The organism is Oricola indica (genome assembly GCF_019966595.1).
GTDB lineage: Bacteria > Pseudomonadota > Alphaproteobacteria > Rhizobiales > Rhizobiaceae > Oricola > Oricola indica.
Window position 1 is genome coordinate 331,741 of record NZ_JAINFJ010000001.1, and the last position, 18,028, is coordinate 349,768.

Annotated in this window: 17 protein-coding genes; 3 read left to right on the top strand and 14 right to left on the bottom strand. The window is 62.6% G+C overall.

The annotated features are described in order from the left end of the window. Positions 1–105: 105 nt before the first annotated feature. Positions 106–1,473 carry an FAD-dependent oxidoreductase gene (locus tag LC343_RS01580; RefSeq protein WP_223475332.1) on the bottom strand — a complete coding sequence of 456 codons (1,368 nt, stop codon included), beginning with the start codon at positions 1,471–1,473 and terminating at the stop codon, positions 106–108. 126 nt (positions 1,474–1,599) lie between these two features. On the opposite strand from LC343_RS01580, the gene LC343_RS01585 reads away from it, so the two are divergent. Next, a complete protein-coding gene (locus LC343_RS01585; protein ID WP_223475333.1) occupies positions 1,600–2,514 on the top strand; it encodes a DMT family transporter in 915 nt (304 codons plus the stop codon). Positions 2,515–2,529: 15 nt separating this feature from the next. On the opposite strand, the gene LC343_RS01590 is transcribed toward LC343_RS01585, so the two are convergent. The 9 genes from LC343_RS01590 to ccoN form a co-directional block, all read right to left on the bottom strand. Next, positions 2,530–3,483, bottom strand: coding sequence for an NAD(P)-dependent alcohol dehydrogenase (locus LC343_RS01590; RefSeq protein ID WP_223475334.1), 954 nt, complete (start codon positions 3,481–3,483; stop codon positions 2,530–2,532). An 86-nt stretch (positions 3,484–3,569) separates the two neighbouring features. Then, positions 3,570–3,725 carry a cbb3-type cytochrome oxidase assembly protein CcoS gene (gene ccoS, locus LC343_RS01595; RefSeq protein WP_223475335.1) on the bottom strand — a complete coding sequence of 52 codons (156 nt, stop codon included), beginning with the start codon at positions 3,723–3,725 and terminating at the stop codon, positions 3,570–3,572. Beyond that, positions 3,722–6,025, bottom strand: a complete 2,304-nt coding sequence (locus LC343_RS01600) for a heavy metal translocating P-type ATPase (RefSeq protein ID WP_223475336.1) — start codon at positions 6,023–6,025, stop codon at positions 3,722–3,724. The genes ccoS and LC343_RS01600 overlap by 4 nt, the downstream gene beginning before the upstream one ends. Before the next feature lie 6 nt (positions 6,026–6,031). Beyond that, positions 6,032–6,523, bottom strand: a complete 492-nt coding sequence (locus LC343_RS01605; RefSeq protein ID WP_223475337.1) for a FixH family protein — start codon at positions 6,521–6,523, stop codon at positions 6,032–6,034. Further along, entirely contained in the window at positions 6,520–8,109 is a 1,590-nt protein-coding gene (gene ccoG / locus LC343_RS01610; RefSeq protein WP_223475338.1) for a cytochrome c oxidase accessory protein CcoG, read from the bottom strand. Before ccoG ends, LC343_RS01605 begins: the two co-directional genes overlap by 4 nt. A 148-nt stretch (positions 8,110–8,257) precedes the next feature. After that, positions 8,258–9,130, bottom strand: coding sequence for a cytochrome-c oxidase, cbb3-type subunit III (ccoP, locus tag LC343_RS01615; RefSeq protein WP_223475339.1), 873 nt, complete (start codon positions 9,128–9,130; stop codon positions 8,258–8,260). A 3-nt stretch (positions 9,131–9,133) separates the two neighbouring features. After that, complete coding sequence (locus tag LC343_RS01620; protein WP_223475340.1) at positions 9,134–9,289, bottom strand: cbb3-type cytochrome c oxidase subunit 3; 156 nt, start codon at positions 9,287–9,289, stop codon at positions 9,134–9,136. Between the two features lie 9 nt (positions 9,290–9,298). Continuing rightward, positions 9,299–10,030 carry a cytochrome-c oxidase, cbb3-type subunit II gene (ccoO, locus tag LC343_RS01625; RefSeq protein ID WP_223475341.1) on the bottom strand — a complete coding sequence of 244 codons (732 nt, stop codon included), beginning with the start codon at positions 10,028–10,030 and terminating at the stop codon, positions 9,299–9,301. Positions 10,031–10,042: 12 nt separating this feature from the next. Next, positions 10,043–11,662 carry a cytochrome-c oxidase, cbb3-type subunit I gene (gene ccoN, locus LC343_RS01630; protein WP_223475342.1) on the bottom strand — a complete coding sequence of 540 codons (1,620 nt, stop codon included), beginning with the start codon at positions 11,660–11,662 and terminating at the stop codon, positions 10,043–10,045. 182 nt (positions 11,663–11,844) lie between these two features. Between ccoN and LC343_RS01635 the strand changes: the two genes are divergently transcribed. Continuing rightward, positions 11,845–12,357, top strand: coding sequence for a hemerythrin domain-containing protein (locus LC343_RS01635; protein ID WP_223475343.1), 513 nt, complete (start codon positions 11,845–11,847; stop codon positions 12,355–12,357). After that, complete coding sequence (hemN, locus tag LC343_RS01640) at positions 12,357–13,709, top strand: oxygen-independent coproporphyrinogen III oxidase (RefSeq protein ID WP_223475344.1); 1,353 nt, start codon at positions 12,357–12,359, stop codon at positions 13,707–13,709. The genes LC343_RS01635 and hemN overlap by 1 nt, the downstream gene beginning before the upstream one ends. Positions 13,710–13,739: 30 nt before the next feature. Here the strand turns inward: hemN and LC343_RS01645 are convergent, their stop codons facing one another. The 4 genes from LC343_RS01645 to xylF form a co-directional block, all read right to left on the bottom strand. Then, positions 13,740–14,477 (bottom strand): Crp/Fnr family transcriptional regulator, encoded by a 738-nt coding sequence (locus tag LC343_RS01645; RefSeq protein WP_223475345.1) that lies wholly within the window; start codon positions 14,475–14,477, stop codon positions 13,740–13,742. A gap of 177 nt (positions 14,478–14,654) precedes the next feature. Then, entirely contained in the window at positions 14,655–15,434 is a 780-nt protein-coding gene (locus tag LC343_RS01650) for an ATP-binding cassette domain-containing protein (protein ID WP_223475346.1), read from the bottom strand. After that, positions 15,431–16,744, bottom strand: coding sequence for a sugar ABC transporter permease (locus LC343_RS01655; protein WP_223475347.1), 1,314 nt, complete (start codon positions 16,742–16,744; stop codon positions 15,431–15,433). Before LC343_RS01655 ends, LC343_RS01650 begins: the two co-directional genes overlap by 4 nt. Positions 16,745–16,838: 94 nt before the next feature. Next, positions 16,839–17,873, bottom strand: coding sequence for a D-xylose ABC transporter substrate-binding protein (gene xylF, locus LC343_RS01660; protein WP_223475348.1), 1,035 nt, complete (start codon positions 17,871–17,873; stop codon positions 16,839–16,841). Positions 17,874–18,028 lie beyond the last annotated feature (155 nt).

Consider the following 18,028-nt stretch of genomic DNA (forward strand, 5'->3'; position numbering starts at 1 on the left):
CGGCATATCGTGTCGTATCTGCAAGAGGATGGATTGCCACCAGCATGCCGTGCCTCCTCCGAAGCAACGGATGGCAGCGACAGCAAGAGACCGCGACGACAGGGACTACGAGATCCGAACGCCCTGCTGCTCAAGCATCTTCTGCACCTGGCCGAGATCGACGTCCGCGAAATCCTTGCTATTCTTCACTGACCATGCCGCTGCAACCCCGCCGCCCTGCCCGGCCACGGCGCAGCATGCCATGTTGCGCGTCGCCGCATGCGCAATGCGGTCGCCGCCGATGGCGCGGCCGGCGACGATCAGGTTTTTCACGCCCTTCGGCAGCATCGAGCGGTAGGGAATGTGCATGTAGCGGCCCGTCGTCGGCAGGATCAGGACGCCGTAGCCGTCGATGAATTCCGGATAGATGCCGATCGTATCGTCGAAGCGGCCCTCGCCGCGCGCATCCGCCTCCGTCATGTTGTAATGCGCATCGATCTTGCGGGTGTCGCGGATGCCGATGGACATGCCGAAATTGCGCAGCCGAATGCCCTCGCAGCCTGGCGTGTAGTGCCGCAGCGCCTTGATGGCGTGCATCGCCTGCTTCCGGCCCTCGATCTCGAAACGGGTCATCGACGCAGGGTCCGTTCCGTCGCAACCGGCCAGATGGACAAGGTTCATGTAGGTCATCTCGCCGTGATCGTGGACCGCACCCCAGGTGCCGCCAATCGTGTTGAGATGCGCCGGGATGATGCCGTCGCGGATCGCCTGTGCAAAGGGCTTGCCGAGGAAGGGCGAATACATCTCGTCCTCCTTGCCGTCGGTCTCGACCTGCCATTCGCCCGTCGACCAGTCGGCATAGGTCTGCGGGTCGGCCTTCACGCCCGCCATGAACGCGGCCTTGTCGACGCCCGCGACATGGAACATCACGCTCGCTGCCTGCATTTCCTCGACAGGGGTCTTGAAGGTCGGCGCGCCTGCGCGGTGGGCGACATCGGCATCGCCCGTCGCATCGATGACGCGTTTGGCGAGGATGGCCTCGCGGCCGGCCTTCGACTCGACGATGACGCCGACGATCGCATCGTCCTCCATGATCGGCGCAACGAACTGGCGGTGGAGCATCGGGTGTATACCCGCTTCCTCGACCAGAGCGTCTGCGACGAGTTTGAAGCCCTCGCTGTCGAGTTCGTAGGAGAGCGACTGGCTTTCCGGTACCGCCGCGCCCATTGCCTTAGCCCGCTCCTCGAATTCCCATCCGATCCCGCCGGCCTCGACGGTTTTCTCATGGCGATACCAGGCGAACCCTTCCACTCCAACCACGGTGATGTTGCCGCCGAAACAGCCGAACCTTTCCAGCAGTGTCACCTCGACCCCGCAACGCGCCGCGGCCAGCGCGGCAGCCAGCCCGCCCGGGCCGGACCCGACGACAAGCACGTCGGTGCGATGCACCACCGGCGTTTCACGGGCGGGTTCGCTGATCGTGGACTGGCTCATTCTCGTCTCCCGGCGACCTGAAGAATTCCGCCCGTCTAGGGGGCCGGCCTGCCGCTGTCGAGAGCGGATCCCGAAATCGGCCCCACCGATGGCGTTTCAAAGCGGAAAGGGATAAGCCGGACTTGCATGACCCACCCCAACGTGCCCGTCGCGACAGCCGAACCGCCGCAATCCAGCAATACCCTGCTCGGGATCGGGCTGATGGCGCTCGGCTTCCTGTTTTTCTCACTCACGGACGCGACGGCGAAGTACCTGACCGAGGACTTTTCGGCATTCCAGATCGCGTGGTTCCGCCAGTTCGGATTGTTGAGCGTCGCATTGTGGTTTCTGGCAAGGCGCGGCCTGCCGGTTCTCCGCACCAGACGTCCGGTGCTGCAGGTCCTGCGCGGCTCGGCCGCCGCATTGTCCGCAACCGGCTTCATCTTCGCGGTCAGCTACGTTCCCCTGACCGACGCGGTCGCGGTGAGCTTCATTGCGCCGTTCGCCGTCACGATCCTTGCAGCCGTCGTGCTGCGCGAAACGGTCGGAATCCGGCGCTGGACCGCGGTGACGATAGGCTTCATCGGAACGCTGATCGTGATCCGGCCGGGGCTCGGCCTGTTTCATCCCGCGATCTTCGTGGTCCTCGGCGCGGCCTGCCTGTTCGCTGCGCGCCAGATCATGTCACGCCTTCTCGGTCCCGTGGACCAGACCGTCACGACCATCATCTACACCGCGATCAGCAGCGTCGCTTTGCTGACCATACCGATGCTCTTCATCTGGCAGACGCCCACGAGCTTCCAGCAGGTGTTCCTGATTGTCCTTCTCGCGTGTACCGCGGGAACCGGCGAGGTCCTTATCATTCGCGCGCTCGAACTCGCCGAGGCGGCGACCCTCGCGCCGCTGCAATACACGATGATCATCTGGAGCACGGGGCTGAGCTGGCTGATCTTTTCGCAGCTGCCGGACGGCTGGACCCTGCTCGGTGCCGCCATCATCATGGCGTCCGGCATCTATACGTTGCACCGCGAGAGATTGAAGGCGCGGCAGCGAAAGCCATAGCGCGCAATCGAGGCGCTACGGCAGGATTACCAGCTTTCCTCGGACTTCGCCCGCTCCGGTCCGCCGCAGTGCGTCCGGTACGGCGGAAAGCGGCAGCACATCCTCCAGATGGGGCACAATCCTTCCCTCCACGGCCATCCGCGCCACGCGGGCTGTCAGGTCACGGCCGGACGGAACGAGCAACATACCGAGGGACTTGTCCCTCAATCGATAGAGCGGATTCGCAGAAAGCAGCGACAGCAACACGCCCACCTCCCCGCCGACGGCCCGATAGCTGCCGCCCGGAGCGAGCGCCCGCGCGATCCGGGCCGGGCCGCGCGTGGCGACCATGTCGAGGACCCGGTCCCATCGCTCGCCGGTCTCCGTGAAGTCCGTCTCCCGAAAGTCGATCACCGCATCCGCGCCGAGCGACGACAGCCAGCCGATCTTGCCCTTGTTGTCGACCGCGGTGACCCACGCGCCAGCGGCCTTCGCCAGTTGCAGCGCCATAGTGCCCGAGCCGCCACCCGCACCATTGATCAGGACATTCGCGCCAGCCGCCAGATCGCGAGTACCCCAGACCGCGATGCCGCCCGCCTGCGGCAAGCAGGCCGCGACCTCGTCGGACAGATCGTCGGGTGCTTCGATCATGTGGTCGGCGGACACGCAGGCATATTCCGCGAAACCGCCGCGCGTCATGACGAAATCGCCCATGATCCGCTGCCCCGGCTCGAAACCGGTGACGCCCGGACCAAGCCGGTCGATCACCCCGACGATATCCGAGCCCAGCACCGATCGCTTCGGTCGCCGCAAGCCGCCCACCATGCGGGCATAGAACGGCGAGCCGGTCAGATATTCCCAGTCAGACAGATTGACCGCGCAGGCGAGCACCCGCACCCGCACCTCACCCTTTCCCGGTTCGGGAACGGGGATATCGGCAAGCGCAAGCTCATCCGGCCCGCCATATCGATGATGCACGATCGCTTTCATTCCGGATCCCGTTCAACCAGGCTTTGCCCGCGAAGATTGATGTCGAATGCCATCATCTTAATGACGTTAGGGCAACCGGCGAACGGTCAAAGCGGCTTTTCGTCGCCTTCCTCGTCCAGAATGCGCTCCGCCGCACCGTCGAGGTCCTGATACTGGCCGGTTTTCATGGACCAGAGAAAGGCGCCGAGACCGAGCGCTCCGAGCGCAAGCGCAAGCGGGATGAGATAGATCAGGACATTCATGCCAGCGCCTCCCTGCTCTCATCGGCGGTCTCTTTTGACCGCTTGAAGGTCGGCAGCAGGCTGCCGCCGCGCGCCAGGCGCATCGAGTTCGTCACCACCACGATGGAGGAGCCGGACATTGCCAGCGCCGCGATCAACGGCGTGACGAAGCCGGAAACGGCGAGCGGCACCGCGATGATGTTGTACAGCACCGCAAGGCCGAAATTCTGCCGCACCAGCTTGCCGGCCTTGATGGAAATCTCGCGGGCGAAGGGAACCGACATCATCGTGTCGCGGGTGAAGACGAAATCGGCGGCCATGCGGCCGATATCGGACGCCGAGGCAGGCGCCATGGAAACATGGCCCGCCGCCAGCGCGGGCGCGTCGTTCAGCCCGTCGCCAACCATCATCACGCGGTGGCCCTCGGACTGCAGCGCCTTGATGCGGGCGATCTTGGCCGCCGGTGTCGCATGGGCGCGGAACGCCTCGATCCCGACACGACCGGCGATCTCGCGCACCGCCGCAACGCTGTCGCCGGAAAGTAGCTCGATACCCATGCCCTGCTCGCCAAGCGCGTAGACTGCTTCGGGTGTGCCCTCGCGCAACGCTTCGGACAGCGTAAAGCCGGAAGCGGCCCCGCCTTCGCGTGCAAAGGCCAACCCGCTTCCGGTTACGGCGTCCCCCGCCGTATTCGCGATTTCTCCGACCCAGTCGGCGCGGCCGAGCCGCACCACGGTGCCGTCCAGAACACCCTGCACGCCGAAGCCCGGAACTTCCTTGATCTCGGACAAATCGGCAGCCGGCTCATCACCGAAATATGCGGCGATGGCGCGCGACGCCGGGTGGATAGAATGAAGCGCCAGCGCCTTCGCGGCCGATATGTCGGCCTCCGCAATCCCCGCCTCGGCGATGCGCGGTGTGCCGGTGGTCAGCGTGCCCGTCTTGTCGAAGACGGCGGTATCCGCCTCCGCGAGGCGTTCCAGCGCGGAGCCGTCCTTCATCAGTATGCCCTGCCGGAACAGGCGCGCCGCCCCGATGACGTGGACAACCGGCACGGCAAGGCCGAGCGCGCAAGGACAGGTGATGATCAGCACCGAGATCGCCGTGTAGAGCGAAGCGTGCCAGTCGCCTTTGGTGGCGATCATCCAGCCGAGGAAAGCGAACAGCGCGAGAAGATGCACCGCCGGCGCGTAGATCCGCGCCGCGCGGTCGGCGATGCGCACATAGCGCCCGCGTCCGTTCTCTGCCGCCTCCATCATCTGCATGACTTCGGCGATGAAGGATTCGTCCGCCTTGCGGGTGACCGTGATGTCGATCGGCCCCGTCAGGTTCAAGGTGCCGGCCTCGACATCGGTGTTGAGCGCGACGGAAACCGGCGCACTTTCGCCGGTGACCAGCGACCTGTCGAGGTCGCTCGCGCCCTTGACGATGCGGCCGTCGGCGGGGATCCGCTCACCCGGGGCTACGCGCAGAACCATGCCCGGTTCGATCTCGTCGACCGGCACATAGGTGAGCGTGCCTCCCGCTCCGACCACGGACCCGCCTCGCGCGGTCATCCGCGACAGACCAAGAACGGCGGAGCGCGCGTGATCGCGCATCAGCTGATCGAGATAGCGGCCGATCAGCAGGAAGAACAACAGCGTTACCGCCGCGTCGAAATAGGCTTCCGCGCCACCCGTCACGCTTTCATAGACGCTCATGGCGAGAGCCAGGATCACCGCGAGCGAGATCGGCACGTCCATGTTGAGGCGACGCGCGGCAAGCGCCCTGTAAGCCGAAGCAAAAAACACCTGCCCTGAATAGGCGACGACCGGAATGGCGATCAGGCCGGAAACCAGGTGGAACAGGTCCCGCGTCGCGCCCGATGCGCCGGACCAGACCGAGACCGAGAGTAGCATGATGTTGCCGGCGGCAAATCCCGCGACGGCGAGTGATTTCAAAAGGCGGTCAGCCTTGCGCCGTTCATCGGAATTCCCGAGATCGCCGAGATCGACCGGCGTCGCCGCATAGCCAAGCTGGTCGAGCCGCGCGAGGACGAAATCGGGCGAACGGTCAGGCCCGTCGAGAATGACGGTGACGCGGCGCAGCGACAGGTTGACCCGCGCCGAAACGATACCCTCGAGCCCGTTCAGCCCGCGTTCGATCGCCGAGATGCAGGCACCGCAATGGATGTCGGGCACCGAGAGGACATAGCGGACCGTGCCGTCGTCTTCCGCGTGACCGGCGCGCTGCAACTCCTCGACACGGTTGAAATCGCGGATGCCTGCGGAGCACATCGCATTGTCGACTCCGAGATCTCCGCCGCAACAGCTTCCCGCCATCGTTTGCTACTCCTTGACGAGGAACCGGATCGAGTGGGTCCATACCTCGCCCTTCGGTCCGGTCACCGAGAGATCCACGTTCCAGATGCCGGAATCGAGCATGACATCACCCGCATAGCGCGCACCGCCCTCGGCAAGCAGCGTCACTGTCTTGTCGTTGCGGTCCTGCACGGGATGCCCAATCAGCGCCGTGACAACCGCGTCACGGATCGCGATGCCCTCGTCGTCGGTCAGATCGAGCGAAAAGACGCCGTTCTCATACGATGTACTGGCGGACCAGCCGAGCGCCGCCTGGCGCCGCTTTTCCGCCGTCACGTCGTTGAAACGCTGGCTCTCCACATAGGAGTTCTTGACGACGAGACCGGTCCAGCTGGAATTGGCGTAATAGGCCAGCGTGAGATTGACGCTGATGATGGTGCCGAAGAACAGGAACAGCACGCCAAGCATGTGCCAGCCCGTGAAATGTTTAAGCCCGAGGATTCTCTCGATCGTGGTCATTCTTCAGGGGCCTCGAAAACAGCGTCATAGGTGTCCGACTCGAAGGACTGCTTGTCCTCGGCGATGAAGTGGAAGCCGGTCTGGCCTTCCGTGACAAACTGCGTCGGCTGCGAGACGAAGACACGCAGCGAACGGAGCTTGTCCGGTTCGACCGGGATCGCGTAGGAAACGCCATCCGGCTGGTCGAGTCCGTTGATGCTCATCGTAGCACCCGGCAGCCCTTCGAGCGACAGGAAGATCACGCGGGGCTCGGGTATCATATTCAGCAGCTTGACCGTGAAGCCGTTGCGGATCGAGCCGTCGGAGAGCGTCACGAAGACCGGATTGCGGTCGTGCTGCACGTTGACTTCCAGCCGGTCGCGGCTGAGCAGCGCATAGAGCATGACGACGCCGATCAACGCCCAGGCCCCGATGTAGATCAGCGAACGGACGCGGAAGATGATCTTCCAGTTGAAGTGACGGACCCGGTCGTCGAACTTGCCGTCCGCGTCGCGCACCCGTGACGGGTCGATCGCGCCGGTTTCCGGATCGGTGGCGATGGCCATGTTGTGGTTGTATTCGTGCAGCGTCGCATAGGAGATCAACCCCCGCTCGCGGCCTGTCTTGTCCATGATGTTGTCGCAGGCGTCGATGCACAGCGCACAGGTGATGCATTCCAGCTGCTGGCCATCGCGGATATCGATGCCCATCGGGCAGACAGCGACGCAGGCGTTGCAGTCGACGCAATCGCCGACAACCTTGCCCTCGGCGGCCGCCTTCTTGGCATGGCGCGAACGCGGTTCGCCGCGCCAGTCATTGTAGGTGACGACGAGCGAATCCTCGTCGAGCATGGCCGCCTGGATGCGCGGCCACGGGCACATGTAGATGCAGACCTGCTCGCGCATCAGCCCGCCGAAAACATAAGTCGTCCCGGTCAGCACGGCCACGGTCGAATAGGCGACGAACGGCGCCTGGAAGGTCACGAAATCACGCAGGAGCGTCGGAGCGTCGGCGAAATAGAAGATCCATGCGCCGCCCGTCGCGACCGAGATGACGATGAATGTCGCGTGGGTGGCGACGATCTTGCGCACCTTCTCGAACGACCAGGGCGCATTGGCGAGGCGCATGCGCGCGTTGCGGTCGCCCTGCCAGAAGCGTTCCACCGCGACGAAGAGATCGGTCCAGACCGTCTGCGGGCAGGTGTAGCCGCACCAGGCGCGCCCGACGATGGAGGTCACGAGGAAAAGACCGACGCCCGCCATGACAAGAAGGCCCGCGACATAGAAGAATTCCTGCGGCCAGATTTCGACGAAGAAGGCGTAGAAGCGGCGATTCGCCATGTCGATCAGGATCGCCTGGTCCGGCGCATGTTCGCCGCGGTCCCAACGGATCCAGGGAGTGACATAATAGATGCCGAGCGTGATCAGCATGATGATCCACTTCAGCTTGCGGAAATTGCCTTCCGCGCGCTTCGGGAAAATCTGCTTGCGCGCGGCATAAAGCGGCTGCGCCTTCTGCTTCGCGCCAACATTAACAGCCTCGACGTCGAGGCGTTCGACCGTGGCGTTCTTGTCGGATGTTTCAGGCACGGCGGTATGTTCGTTCATGGTTCTTTTCCAAATGGATGGCCGACAATGCCGTTTCCGCTTGCCGAACTTCCTTGACCTGCATCAAGGATAGATGAGAACCGCTCTAAAAAATGCATATGCCCTGCAGCTTTTGGCCGCAGGGCATGTCTTGCAGTCGTGAACGGCCTTACTGGCCGCCGCCGAGTCCGTGTACGAAGACCGCCAGTTGCTTGACCGTGGTCTCGCCGAGACGGTCGCCCCAGGCCGGCATAACGCCTTGGCGCGGATTGGTAACCTGGGCAACGATGTCGGCATGGGTGCCGCCATAGAGCCAGATCGCATCCGACAGGCTCGGAGCACCGACCTCGGCCATGCCCTCGCCCTGCTCGCCATGGCAGAAGCCGCAGTTTTCCTCGAAGACGACCTGACCACGCTCGGCATTGGCCTCCTCGTAGTCCTGCCCGGAGAGCTTGCGGACATACCAGGCGACATCGACGATCGCGTCACGCTCCAGCAGTTCGTCGCGCCCGAAGGCCGGCATCTCGGAGATGCGCGTGTCCTCGTCAGCCTCGTAACGCACACCATGCATCAGCGTTGTGTAGATGTCGTCGATGGTGCCGCCCCAGATCCAGGCATCGTCATTGAGGTTCGGATAACCCGGACCGCCCTGCGCGCCGGAGCCGTGGCACTGCTCGCAATAGACCTTGAAGGTCGATGCACCGCCGGCCGTGGCGAACTGCACGAGGTCAGGATCCGCGCTGACTTCCGCGATGTCGGTCGCGGCGAGCTTGTCCAGGTAGACCGCCTGGGAGGCCTTGGCGGCGGCAACGTCCTGATGCAGGTCGGCGCGGCTCGACCAGCCGAGCACGCCGGCCGTCGCGCCGGTGATGCCCGGCCACGCCGGATAGGCGATGGTGTAGCCGATCGTCCAGATGATCGTGGCGTAGAAGGTCCACAGCCACCACCGAGGCAGAGGATTGTTCAGTTCCTTGATTCCGTCCCACTCGTGACCCGTGGTCTCGACGCCGGAGACTTCATCGATTTCCTTTTTGTCGGCCATTGATCAGTCCTCCTTGAAGGGGATGCGGGCCGCATCTTCACTGGATTTTCTTGCACCTGGACGCATGATCCACACGACGACCGCGAGGAAGATCGCGAACATGTAGACCAAGCCCCAACTGTCGGCGAAAGCGCGCATGGAGTGATAGTCGAGTTCCATTTTCGCCCCCTACCGGAAGTTTTCTTCGGGTTCATAGACCGAGAAGTCGACCAGCGTGCCGAGCATCTGCAGATAGGCCACAAGGGCGTCCATCTCCGTCAGCGTCGTCGGGTCGCCGTCGAAATCGCCGAGCACGGCCTTCGGATACCGCTCCTCGACGCCCGACCAATCCGCATCGGGATCGGCCTGCGCCATCAGATCGGCCTCGGCGTTCTCCACCATCTCGTCGGAATAAGGCACTCCGACACGACGGTTGGCGATCAGGTGACCGGACACGTTCTCGATCTTGAGTTCCGTGTTGGCGAGGAACTCGTAGGAGGGCATGACCGATTCCGGCACCACCGACTGCGGGTGGATAAGGTGCTCGACATGCCACTCGTTGGAGTAGCGCCCGCCGACCCGGGCCAGATCAGGCCCGGTTCGCTTGGAACCCCACTGGAACGGGTGGTCGAACATCGACTCCGCCGCGAGGCTGTAATGGCCGTAGCGCTCGACCTCGTCGCGGAACGGGCGGATCATCTGGCTGTGGCAGAGGTAGCAACCCTCGCGCACATAGATGTTCCGGCCGGCCAGTTCGAGCGGCGAGTAGGGCCGCATCCCCTCCACTTTCTCGATTGTGTTCTCGAGGTAGAAGAGCGGGGCGATCTCGACGATCCCGCCGACCGTCACCACCGCGAAGGAGGCGACGAACAGGAGCGAGACGTTCTTTTCGAGTATTTGGTGTTTATCAATAAGACCCATTTTCTCAGCTCCTTATTCCGCCGGTGCCAGCGCTTCCGGCTGCTCGGCGCCCATGGGCACCTCGGACCGGACATCGCCGCGGATGGTCTTGTAGATGTTGAAAGCCATCACCAGCGCACCCGTGAGGTACAGCAGGCCGCCAACCATGCGCAGCACGTAGTACGGATGCATGGCCGCGATGGACTCGGCGAAGGAGTAGACCAAGTAGCCCTGATCGTCGTACTCGCGCCACATCAGGCCCTGCATGATGCCCGACACCCACATGACGGCCGCGTAGACGACGATGCCGAGGGTAGCGAGCCAGAAGTGCCAGTTGACGAGCCGCAGGCTGTAGAGGCGCTGACGGTTCCAGAGTTTCGGCGTGAGGTAGTAGATCGCGCCGAACGAGATCATGCCGACCCAGCCGAGCGCACCGGAATGCACGTGACCGATGGTCCAGTCCGTGTAGTGGCTCAGCGAGTTGACCGCCTTGATCGACATCATCGGCCCCTCGAAGGTCGACATGCCGTAGAAGGCGACCGAGATCACCAGCATGCGCAGGATCGGGTCCGTACGCAGCTTGTCCCATGCGCCCGAAAGCGTCATCAGGCCGTTGATCATGCCGCCCCAGGAGGGCATCCACAGCATGATCGAGAACACCATGCCGAGCGTCTGCGCCCAGTCCGGCAGAGCCGTGTAGTGCAGGTGGTGCGGACCGGCCCAGATGTAGAGGAAGATCAGCGCCCAGAAGTGGATGATCGACAGACGGTAGGAGTAGACCGGACGGCCTGCCTGCTTCGGCACGAAATAATACATCATTCCGAGGAAGCCAGCAGTCAGGAAGAAGCCCACCGCGTTGTGGCCGTACCACCACTGCGTCAAGGCGTCCTGAACGCCCGAGAAGGCGGAGTAGCTCTTGGCGCCCAGAAGCGAGACCGGCATCGACAGGTTGTTGACGATGTGCAGCATCGCGATCGTCACGATGAAGGCGAGATAGAACCAGTTCGCCACATAGATATGCGGCTCCTTGCGCTTGAAGATCGTCCCCATGAACACGATCAGATAAGCGACCCAGACCACGGTGAGCCAGAGATCGACGTACCATTCCGGCTCCGCGTATTCGCGCCCTTCGGTGATGCCGAGAAGATAGCCGGTAGCCGCCATCACGATGAACAGCTGGTATCCCCAGAAGACGAACCAGGCGAGACCGCCGCCGAACAGGCGTGCGCGCGTGGTCCGCTGGACGACATAGAAGGAGGTTGCGATCAGCGCGTTACCGCCAAAGGCGAAGATGACCGCCGATGTGTGCAGCGGACGCATCCGACCGAAATTGAACCAAGGCTCGATATTGAGCTCCGGCCAGGCCAGCTGCGAGGCCACGACGACGCCGACCAGAAAGCCCACGATGCCCCAGAACAGCGTGATGACCGTGCCGTAGCGGATCACCCCGTCCATGTAGCCGGACGTATCGACCGGAGCGGCAGCAGCCGCAGAAAACTTCATGTTCCGCAACATCACGATCGTCGCGATGGCGAGAACGAAAAACACGACCCAGGCATGCGTTTGGAACGCCGCATCCTGGGCGAATGCCGCGCCGAGCAAGGCGAGGAAAGCTCCCAGCCCTACCAGCGCGGTCGCTAAGCTATTATTCATGGGTAAGACCCCCTTCGGACATGCGTATTGGTCAGTTACGGCTGTCCCGGCCGTCCGACCCCCTTTTCGCACCTTGGTTATGTCTACGGTTCGTGTCCAGCCGCCTTGACCTGGATCAATGCAGCAACGCCGACTGACAAGCGATGTTGGCCGACAGCTAACGACGTCCCGCGAGAAAAGCGATGATGAAATTCGAAGAATCCAGCTCCGAAGACAATATTATCGTGCTGCCCAAAGCTGTCGCGGCCAATATCAAAATGGTCTGCTCCACAATGCTTACCCATCACGAGGAACAGATCGCGCTGTGCCGCAAGCTCGAGGAAATCGCCGACGAGCTGCCGGAAATTTCCGACACGCAGATGTGCCTCAGATTGGCGCGGCAGATCCATCCGATGATTCGCAGCGCGCATGACTACGAGGAAAAAACCCTGTTCCCGATGCTGATGACGATCGAAAACCTCGACGACTCGCTGAAGTCCACGGTCGAGCGGCTTCGTTACGAGCACTGGGAGGACGAGAGCTTCGCCGACGAGGTCGCCGACGCGCTGATTCGATTCGTCACCGACAAGGCATCCTCGAACGCCGAAACGCTCGCCTACATGCTGCGGGGCTTTTTCGAGGGCCTGCGCCGCCACATCGCCTTCGAGCGCGAACACATCGTTCCGCTTCTTTGCAAGCGGAAGGTTGCTCACTGATGGACGCTGAAACGATCCTCGCAAGCCAGCGCGGCAGCGTGCCGCGCTATACGAGCTATCCCACCGCACCGCATTTCACGGATCAGGATGGGCTGACGATCGCGCGCTCGCGCATCGAATCGCTGCCCGATGACGAGGCCATCTCGCTCTACCTGCATGTTCCGTTCTGCGACCGGCTGTGCTGGTTCTGCGGCTGTCACACGAAACACACACTCAAATACGCGCCGGTCGAGGCCTATCTCGGCGCGTTGATCAAGGAAATGGCGACCGTGCGGGCAACCGCGGGCCGTCGTCTCCGGCTGGCGCAGGTGCATCTCGGCGGGGGGTCTCCGAGCATGCTGCGCCAGCCGGATTTTATCCGCCTTTCCAGCGCCTTGCGCAGGGAATTCGAAGTCGATGACGACACCGAAATCAGCGTCGAGATCGACCCTTCGGACGTAACCGAAGAAACGCTTGAGGGGCTTGTCGCACTTGGCGTAACGCGTGCCAGTGTCGGCGTGCAGGATTTCTCGGAAGCCGTGCAGGAAGCGATCAACCGGCCGCAGACCTTCGAGCAGACGCGCGACGTGATCACCGCGCTGCGCGCCACCGGTATCCATTCGCTGAATATCGACGCGCTGTACGGCTTGCCGTTGCAGACCGAGGAACGTCTCGTCTCGACGATCGACCAGGTCCTGTCGCTTGCGCCGGACCGCATCGCGCTGTTCGGCTACGCCCACGTGCCGTGGCTGAAGAAGCATCAGACGCTGATCAGGGACGAAGACCTGCCCGGCACGATGGAGCGATTCCACCATGCGGCCCTGGCCGCCGACCGCATCGCCGCGGCCGGCTATGACCGCATCGGCATCGACCATTTCGCCAAGCCCGGCGACACGATGGGAATCGCGGCGCGCGAAGGCCGCCTCTTCCGCAATTTCCAGGGCTACACCACCGATGCCTGCCGGACGCTGATCGGCCTCGGCGCATCGTCGATCAGTTCATATGGCGATGCCTATGTGCAGAACATCGTGCCGACGAGCCAGTACGAGAAAACCGTCCTCGACGGCAGGCTCTCGGCGATGCGCGGCGTCAAGCTCACCCTGGACGACCGGATTCGCGCCTACATAATCGAACGCCTGATGTGCGATTTCGCCTTCTCGTTCGATGCGCTGGAGGAGAAGTTCGGATACGCCGCCCGGCCTTATATCGCCGAGGCGCGGCTGGTGGCGGCCAATGACCGGTTCGGCCTGTGCGACGCCTCGTCCAACCGCTTCGCGATTCGCGACGAGGCCCGCGCCTTCACCCGGATCGTGGCGAGCTTCTTCGACGCCTATCTGGACAATGGAACGGTTCGCTATTCGAAGGCAGTCTAGCGCGGTGCCCTGCCCCGTCGGAAAGCCGTATCAGGATTCGATTTCGCAGGCCGAGCGCAGCCGCTCGAGATCCGGAACCACGACGGTGCGATTGTTTTCCACCTGAATCACGCCCGCCTTGCGAAGCTTGGTGATCTGGCGGCTGACAGTCTCGATCGTCAGGCCGAGGAAATCGGCGATATCGGAGCGTTTCAGCGGCAATTCGAACTCGATCGAGCCTTCATGCACGTCGATTTCCGGGTCGATATGCGAAGCGATCAGGAACAGGAAGCTGGCGACCTTTTCCGACGCGGACTTGCGGCCAAGTGTCAGCATCCAGTCGCGCGCCTCGTCGAGTTCGTCGAGCGCCTGTTCATGCAACTTGTGCTCGAGATCCGGCGATTCGCGGATCATGTCCTCCATGACCGATCTGGGGAACGAACAGACACGTACATCGGTGGCCGCATCGGCGATCACGTTGCTCTGGTCACGAAAGGGCCGGCCCATGAAATCCGGGGCGAATTGCAGGCCGACGATCTGCTGGCGTCCATCGGCGAGAAGCTTGGAGAGCTTAACCACGCCGCGCAGGATGTTCGAGTAGCGGTGCACATCCTCGCCGGCCGACAGCAACTCATTGCCGCTCTGGTAGCTGTATTGCTTGGTGTATTTGTTCAGCTTGGTCAGCTGTTCAGGGGTCAGCGCCCCGCAAATACCCTTGTGGCGCGCCTCGCAGGCCCGGCAGATCGCCGGGATATCCGAATTGTGAATGTCCTTACGCGCTGTGTTCATCTCGTCCGGTTCTCCACCGCGAATGCCTTAGTATCGGCAACCTTGTGTTGCGCGCACACGATACGGTCAAGAGCCGCCCATGCAAGCAAAGGCGACTCTTGCATATTTCTTATTCGGAAAAAATGCCGCAGCGACCGCAAGATGTCGCAGTGGTGGCAGCGGGGCTCCGACCGAAGGCTAGGAAAGAGCCCCCGGACCGGGTACCGCGTTGGGCGGGTTCTTGCCGGCGATGATCATGCCGAGCATGTCATCCTCGGTCACCTCATCCACCTTCACCGTGCCGACCAACTGCCCGTTTTTCATGACGTTTGCCCGATCGCACAGATTCTTCACCTGATGGATATCGTGGTCGATCAGGAAGATGCCGATACCATCGCGCTTCAACTCCTGGATCAGGTCGGCAACCATCTTGGTCTCGTGCGGTCCGAGCGCCGCGGTCGGCTCGTCCATGATCAGGATCTTGGCGTTGAAATAAACCGCCCGCGCGATAGCGACCGATTGTCGCTGACCGCCGGACAACCCCGAAACCGGCGTGGAAAAACGGCGGAAATTGGGATTGAGGCGGTGCATGATGGTGCGCGTTTCCGCCTCCATCGCATTGTCGTCGAGCATCCCGGTCGCGCTGACGATTTCACGGCCGAGAAAAAGGTTCGAGGCCGCGTCGAGATTATCGGCCAGCGCAAGCGTCTGGTAGATGGTCTCGATGTTGTAACGGCGCGCGTCGCGCGGGTTATTGATAACCGCCTTTTCCCCATTGATGTAGATCTCGCCGCCATCGCGCTGGATCGCGCCGGAAAGCATCTTCATGAGGACCGATTTGCCTGCGCCGTTGTGACCGAGGACGCCGACGACTTCGCCTGGATTGACGTCGATCGTCACGTGATCGACGGCCTTGATGCCGCCGAAGGTTTTCTGCATGTCGCGCAGTTCGACGAGGGGCGTACCGTTGCTGCTCATATTTTCGCCCCCGTACGCCTGCGATAAATGATGTCGATCAGCACCGCCACGACAAGGACCGCGCCGACGACGATGTTCTGGAACGGAGCATCGACACCAACCATGGCCATGCCGGATTGGAGCGACTGCATGATCAGGGCGCCCAGTATGGCGCCGTGAATTGTTCCCAGCCCGCCCGACAGCGCAGTACCGCCAATGACGGCCGCCGCGATGACGCGCAGTTCGTCCAGCGTACCGATGTCGTTGGAATGGAAGGACAGGCGCGCCGAGGCGACGACACCCGCCAGCGCGCACAGAGCGCCCATGATGGCGAAGACCTTGACCGTCAGAAGCCGGGTGTTGATGCCAGACAGTTCCGCGGCATCGGGATTGCCGCCAGTCGCAAAAATGTATCGCCCGAGCCTGGTCCGCTGCGCCACGACCGTCATCATGACCGCCACGGCGATGAGCAGAAGCACGGAGATCGGCAATCCGTATCCGGAGGTATAGCCCTCCGGCATGGTTTCGCCGCGCGCCTCGAAGATGCGCTCGAGACGCGGCGTGGGCACCTGATAGGCGTTCAGAATCGCTACGAAACCGAGGATGGCGACCGAAACGAGCGCTGCGAGCAGGACCTCGGCCCAGAGCGGCTTGACCGGGAATTCATGCGCGATCTTGTTCGCGCGCCCCCGCCACATCGCATAGATGGAGAAAACGACGGCAACGATGCCGAAGATCCAGCTCCATGTCGGGCCGAGCGTTCCGTCGATACCACCGAAAAGCGTGAAGTTCTCGTCCAGCGGACCGATCGTCTGGCCCGTCGTCAGGTACCAGGCGACGTTCCGCCAGACCAGCAGACCGCCCAGCGTCACGATAAAGGCCGGAACGCCGAGATAGCCGACGATATAACCGTGAAACGCCCCAATCAGCGTTCCGGTCAGAACACCGACGAGAATCGCGATCGGCGCGGTCGCGGGATGATTGAGGCCGAGGCCGAGCCATTCGGGCGTCACGACCGTCTGGGTCATGGCCATCATGGCGGAACAGGTCGCCAGCAGCGAACCCACCGACAGGTCGATGTGGCGCGTCACGATGATGAAGACCATGCCGGTCGCCATGATGGCGACGGAGGCGGTCTGGATCGTCAGGTTGAATACGTTGCGCGGCGTCAGGAACCGGCCGTCGAAGAGACCGCCCGTCAAGAGATTGAAGATCAGGCAGATTACAACGAATGCGCCAATCATGCCGAGCAGGCGCGTATCGAGTTCGAGAGCGGCGAAGAAGTTGCGCGGTTTGGCCTGCGCACTCGCTGCGGGGGACGTGTCGGTCATGGCCTATTCCAGCTGCATGTGTCGAGACGTCCCCATCCGCAAACCGGATGGGGACGTCAGTCTAGCACTGTTTACATGTAACAGACGGAATAGGTCAGTTACAGGGGGACGGACCGTTCTCGACGCCCTGGCAGAGGTCTTCCTTGGAAATCCAGCCGGCATCGACGACAACGTCGAGGTTGTCGGCGGTCACCGGTACCGGAGCCAGGAACTTCGCGGTCATGGTCGTGCCGGAAGGCGAGGTCCATTCAGCCGCACCGTCGATATCGGCCATCGCCGTGCCATCGGCCAGCTGTGCGGCAATCTCGCCGGCAGCCTTGCCGAGTTCACGGGCGTCTTTCCAGACGCTGACCGTCTGGGTGCCCTTGGCGACACGGTTGAGAGCCGCATGGTCGCCGTCCTGTCCCGATACCGGGATGCCTTCCATGCCCTGCGCGGTCAGCGCAGCGACAACGCCGCCGGCGGTGCCGTCGTTGGAGGCAACCACCGCATCGACATTGTTGTCCTGCGCGGTCAGGATCTGCTCCATGTTGCGCTGGGCGTTGGCCGGAAGCCAGCCGTCGGTGTAGGCCTCACCGACGATGGTGATGTCACCGGCGTCGATCGCGTCCTGAAGGATTTCCTGCTGTCCGCCGCGAAGGAAGTCCGCGTTCGGATCGGTCGGCGACCCCTTGATCATGACGTAATTGCCGGTCGGCTGCGCCGCGAAGACAGCACGCGCCTGCATGCGGCCCACCTCGACGTTGTCGAAGGTCAGGTAGAATGCACGATCGTCTTCGATCAGGCGGTCATAGGCGATGACCGGAACGCCCTCGTCCGCAGCGGCCTGAACGGCCGGAATGATAGCCTGGGTATCCTGCGCCAACACGATCAACGCATCGACACCCTGCGCCATCAAGCTCTCCACGTCGGAAAGTTGCTTGGCCGAGGACGACTGGGCGTCTGCGGAAATATAGGTGTCGCCATTCGCTTCGATGGCGCCCTTCATTGCGGCTTCGTCGGTCTTCCAGCGTTCTTCCTGGAAATTCGACCATGACACGCCGATTGTCTTGCCTTCGGCCCAGGCGGAACCCGCCATGGCAACCGACATCACTGCGCCCGCTAGGAGCGCGCTCGTAAACTTCTTCATAATTACCTCCCGGTGCATCGAAATGCAGGTACAAGGGTCGGATCACAGATCCGCGCCCCGTTTGCGAAGCCCTTTAATTCAAGCCTCAAAAAAAATCGTGACTCAAAACAGCTTGCGTGTCAACATGAACCAAAGTGGAATAACTTATTGCAATG

Excerpts from the sequence above, each read along its gene's own strand:
- LC343_RS01645 (WP_223475345.1), bottom strand. The coding sequence starts at position 14,477 with ATGAACACAGCGCGTAAGGACATTCACAATTCGGATATCCCGGCGATC.
- LC343_RS01580 (WP_223475332.1), bottom strand. The coding sequence starts at position 1,473 with ATGAGCCAGTCCACGATCAGCGAACCCGCCCGTGAAACGCCGGTGGTG.
- LC343_RS01605 (WP_223475337.1), bottom strand. The coding sequence starts at position 6,523 with ATGACCACGATCGAGAGAATCCTCGGGCTTAAACATTTCACGGGCTGG.
- ccoO (WP_223475341.1), bottom strand. The coding sequence starts at position 10,030 with ATGGGTCTTATTGATAAACACCAAATACTCGAAAAGAACGTCTCGCTC.
- LC343_RS01655 (WP_223475347.1), bottom strand. The coding sequence starts at position 16,744 with ATGACCGACACGTCCCCCGCAGCGAGTGCGCAGGCCAAACCGCGCAAC.
- hemN (WP_223475344.1), top strand. The coding sequence starts at position 12,357 with ATGGACGCTGAAACGATCCTCGCAAGCCAGCGCGGCAGCGTGCCGCGC.
- ccoP (WP_223475339.1), bottom strand. The coding sequence starts at position 9,130 with ATGGCCGACAAAAAGGAAATCGATGAAGTCTCCGGCGTCGAGACCACG.
- LC343_RS01585 (WP_223475333.1), top strand. The coding sequence starts at position 1,600 with ATGACCCACCCCAACGTGCCCGTCGCGACAGCCGAACCGCCGCAATCC.
- xylF (WP_223475348.1), bottom strand. The coding sequence starts at position 17,873 with ATGAAGAAGTTTACGAGCGCGCTCCTAGCGGGCGCAGTGATGTCGGTT.
- LC343_RS01635 (WP_223475343.1), top strand. The coding sequence starts at position 11,845 with ATGATGAAATTCGAAGAATCCAGCTCCGAAGACAATATTATCGTGCTG.
- LC343_RS01600 (WP_223475336.1), bottom strand. The coding sequence starts at position 6,025 with ATGGCGGGAAGCTGTTGCGGCGGAGATCTCGGAGTCGACAATGCGATG.
- LC343_RS01620 (WP_223475340.1), bottom strand. The coding sequence starts at position 9,289 with ATGGAACTCGACTATCACTCCATGCGCGCTTTCGCCGACAGTTGGGGC.
- ccoG (WP_223475338.1), bottom strand. The coding sequence starts at position 8,109 with ATGAACGAACATACCGCCGTGCCTGAAACATCCGACAAGAACGCCACG.
- LC343_RS01590 (WP_223475334.1), bottom strand. The coding sequence starts at position 3,483 with ATGAAAGCGATCGTGCATCATCGATATGGCGGGCCGGATGAGCTTGCG.
- ccoS (WP_223475335.1), bottom strand. The coding sequence starts at position 3,725 with ATGAATGTCCTGATCTATCTCATCCCGCTTGCGCTTGCGCTCGGAGCG.
- LC343_RS01650 (WP_223475346.1), bottom strand. The coding sequence starts at position 15,434 with ATGAGCAGCAACGGTACGCCCCTCGTCGAACTGCGCGACATGCAGAAA.
- ccoN (WP_223475342.1), bottom strand. The coding sequence starts at position 11,662 with ATGAATAATAGCTTAGCGACCGCGCTGGTAGGGCTGGGAGCTTTCCTC.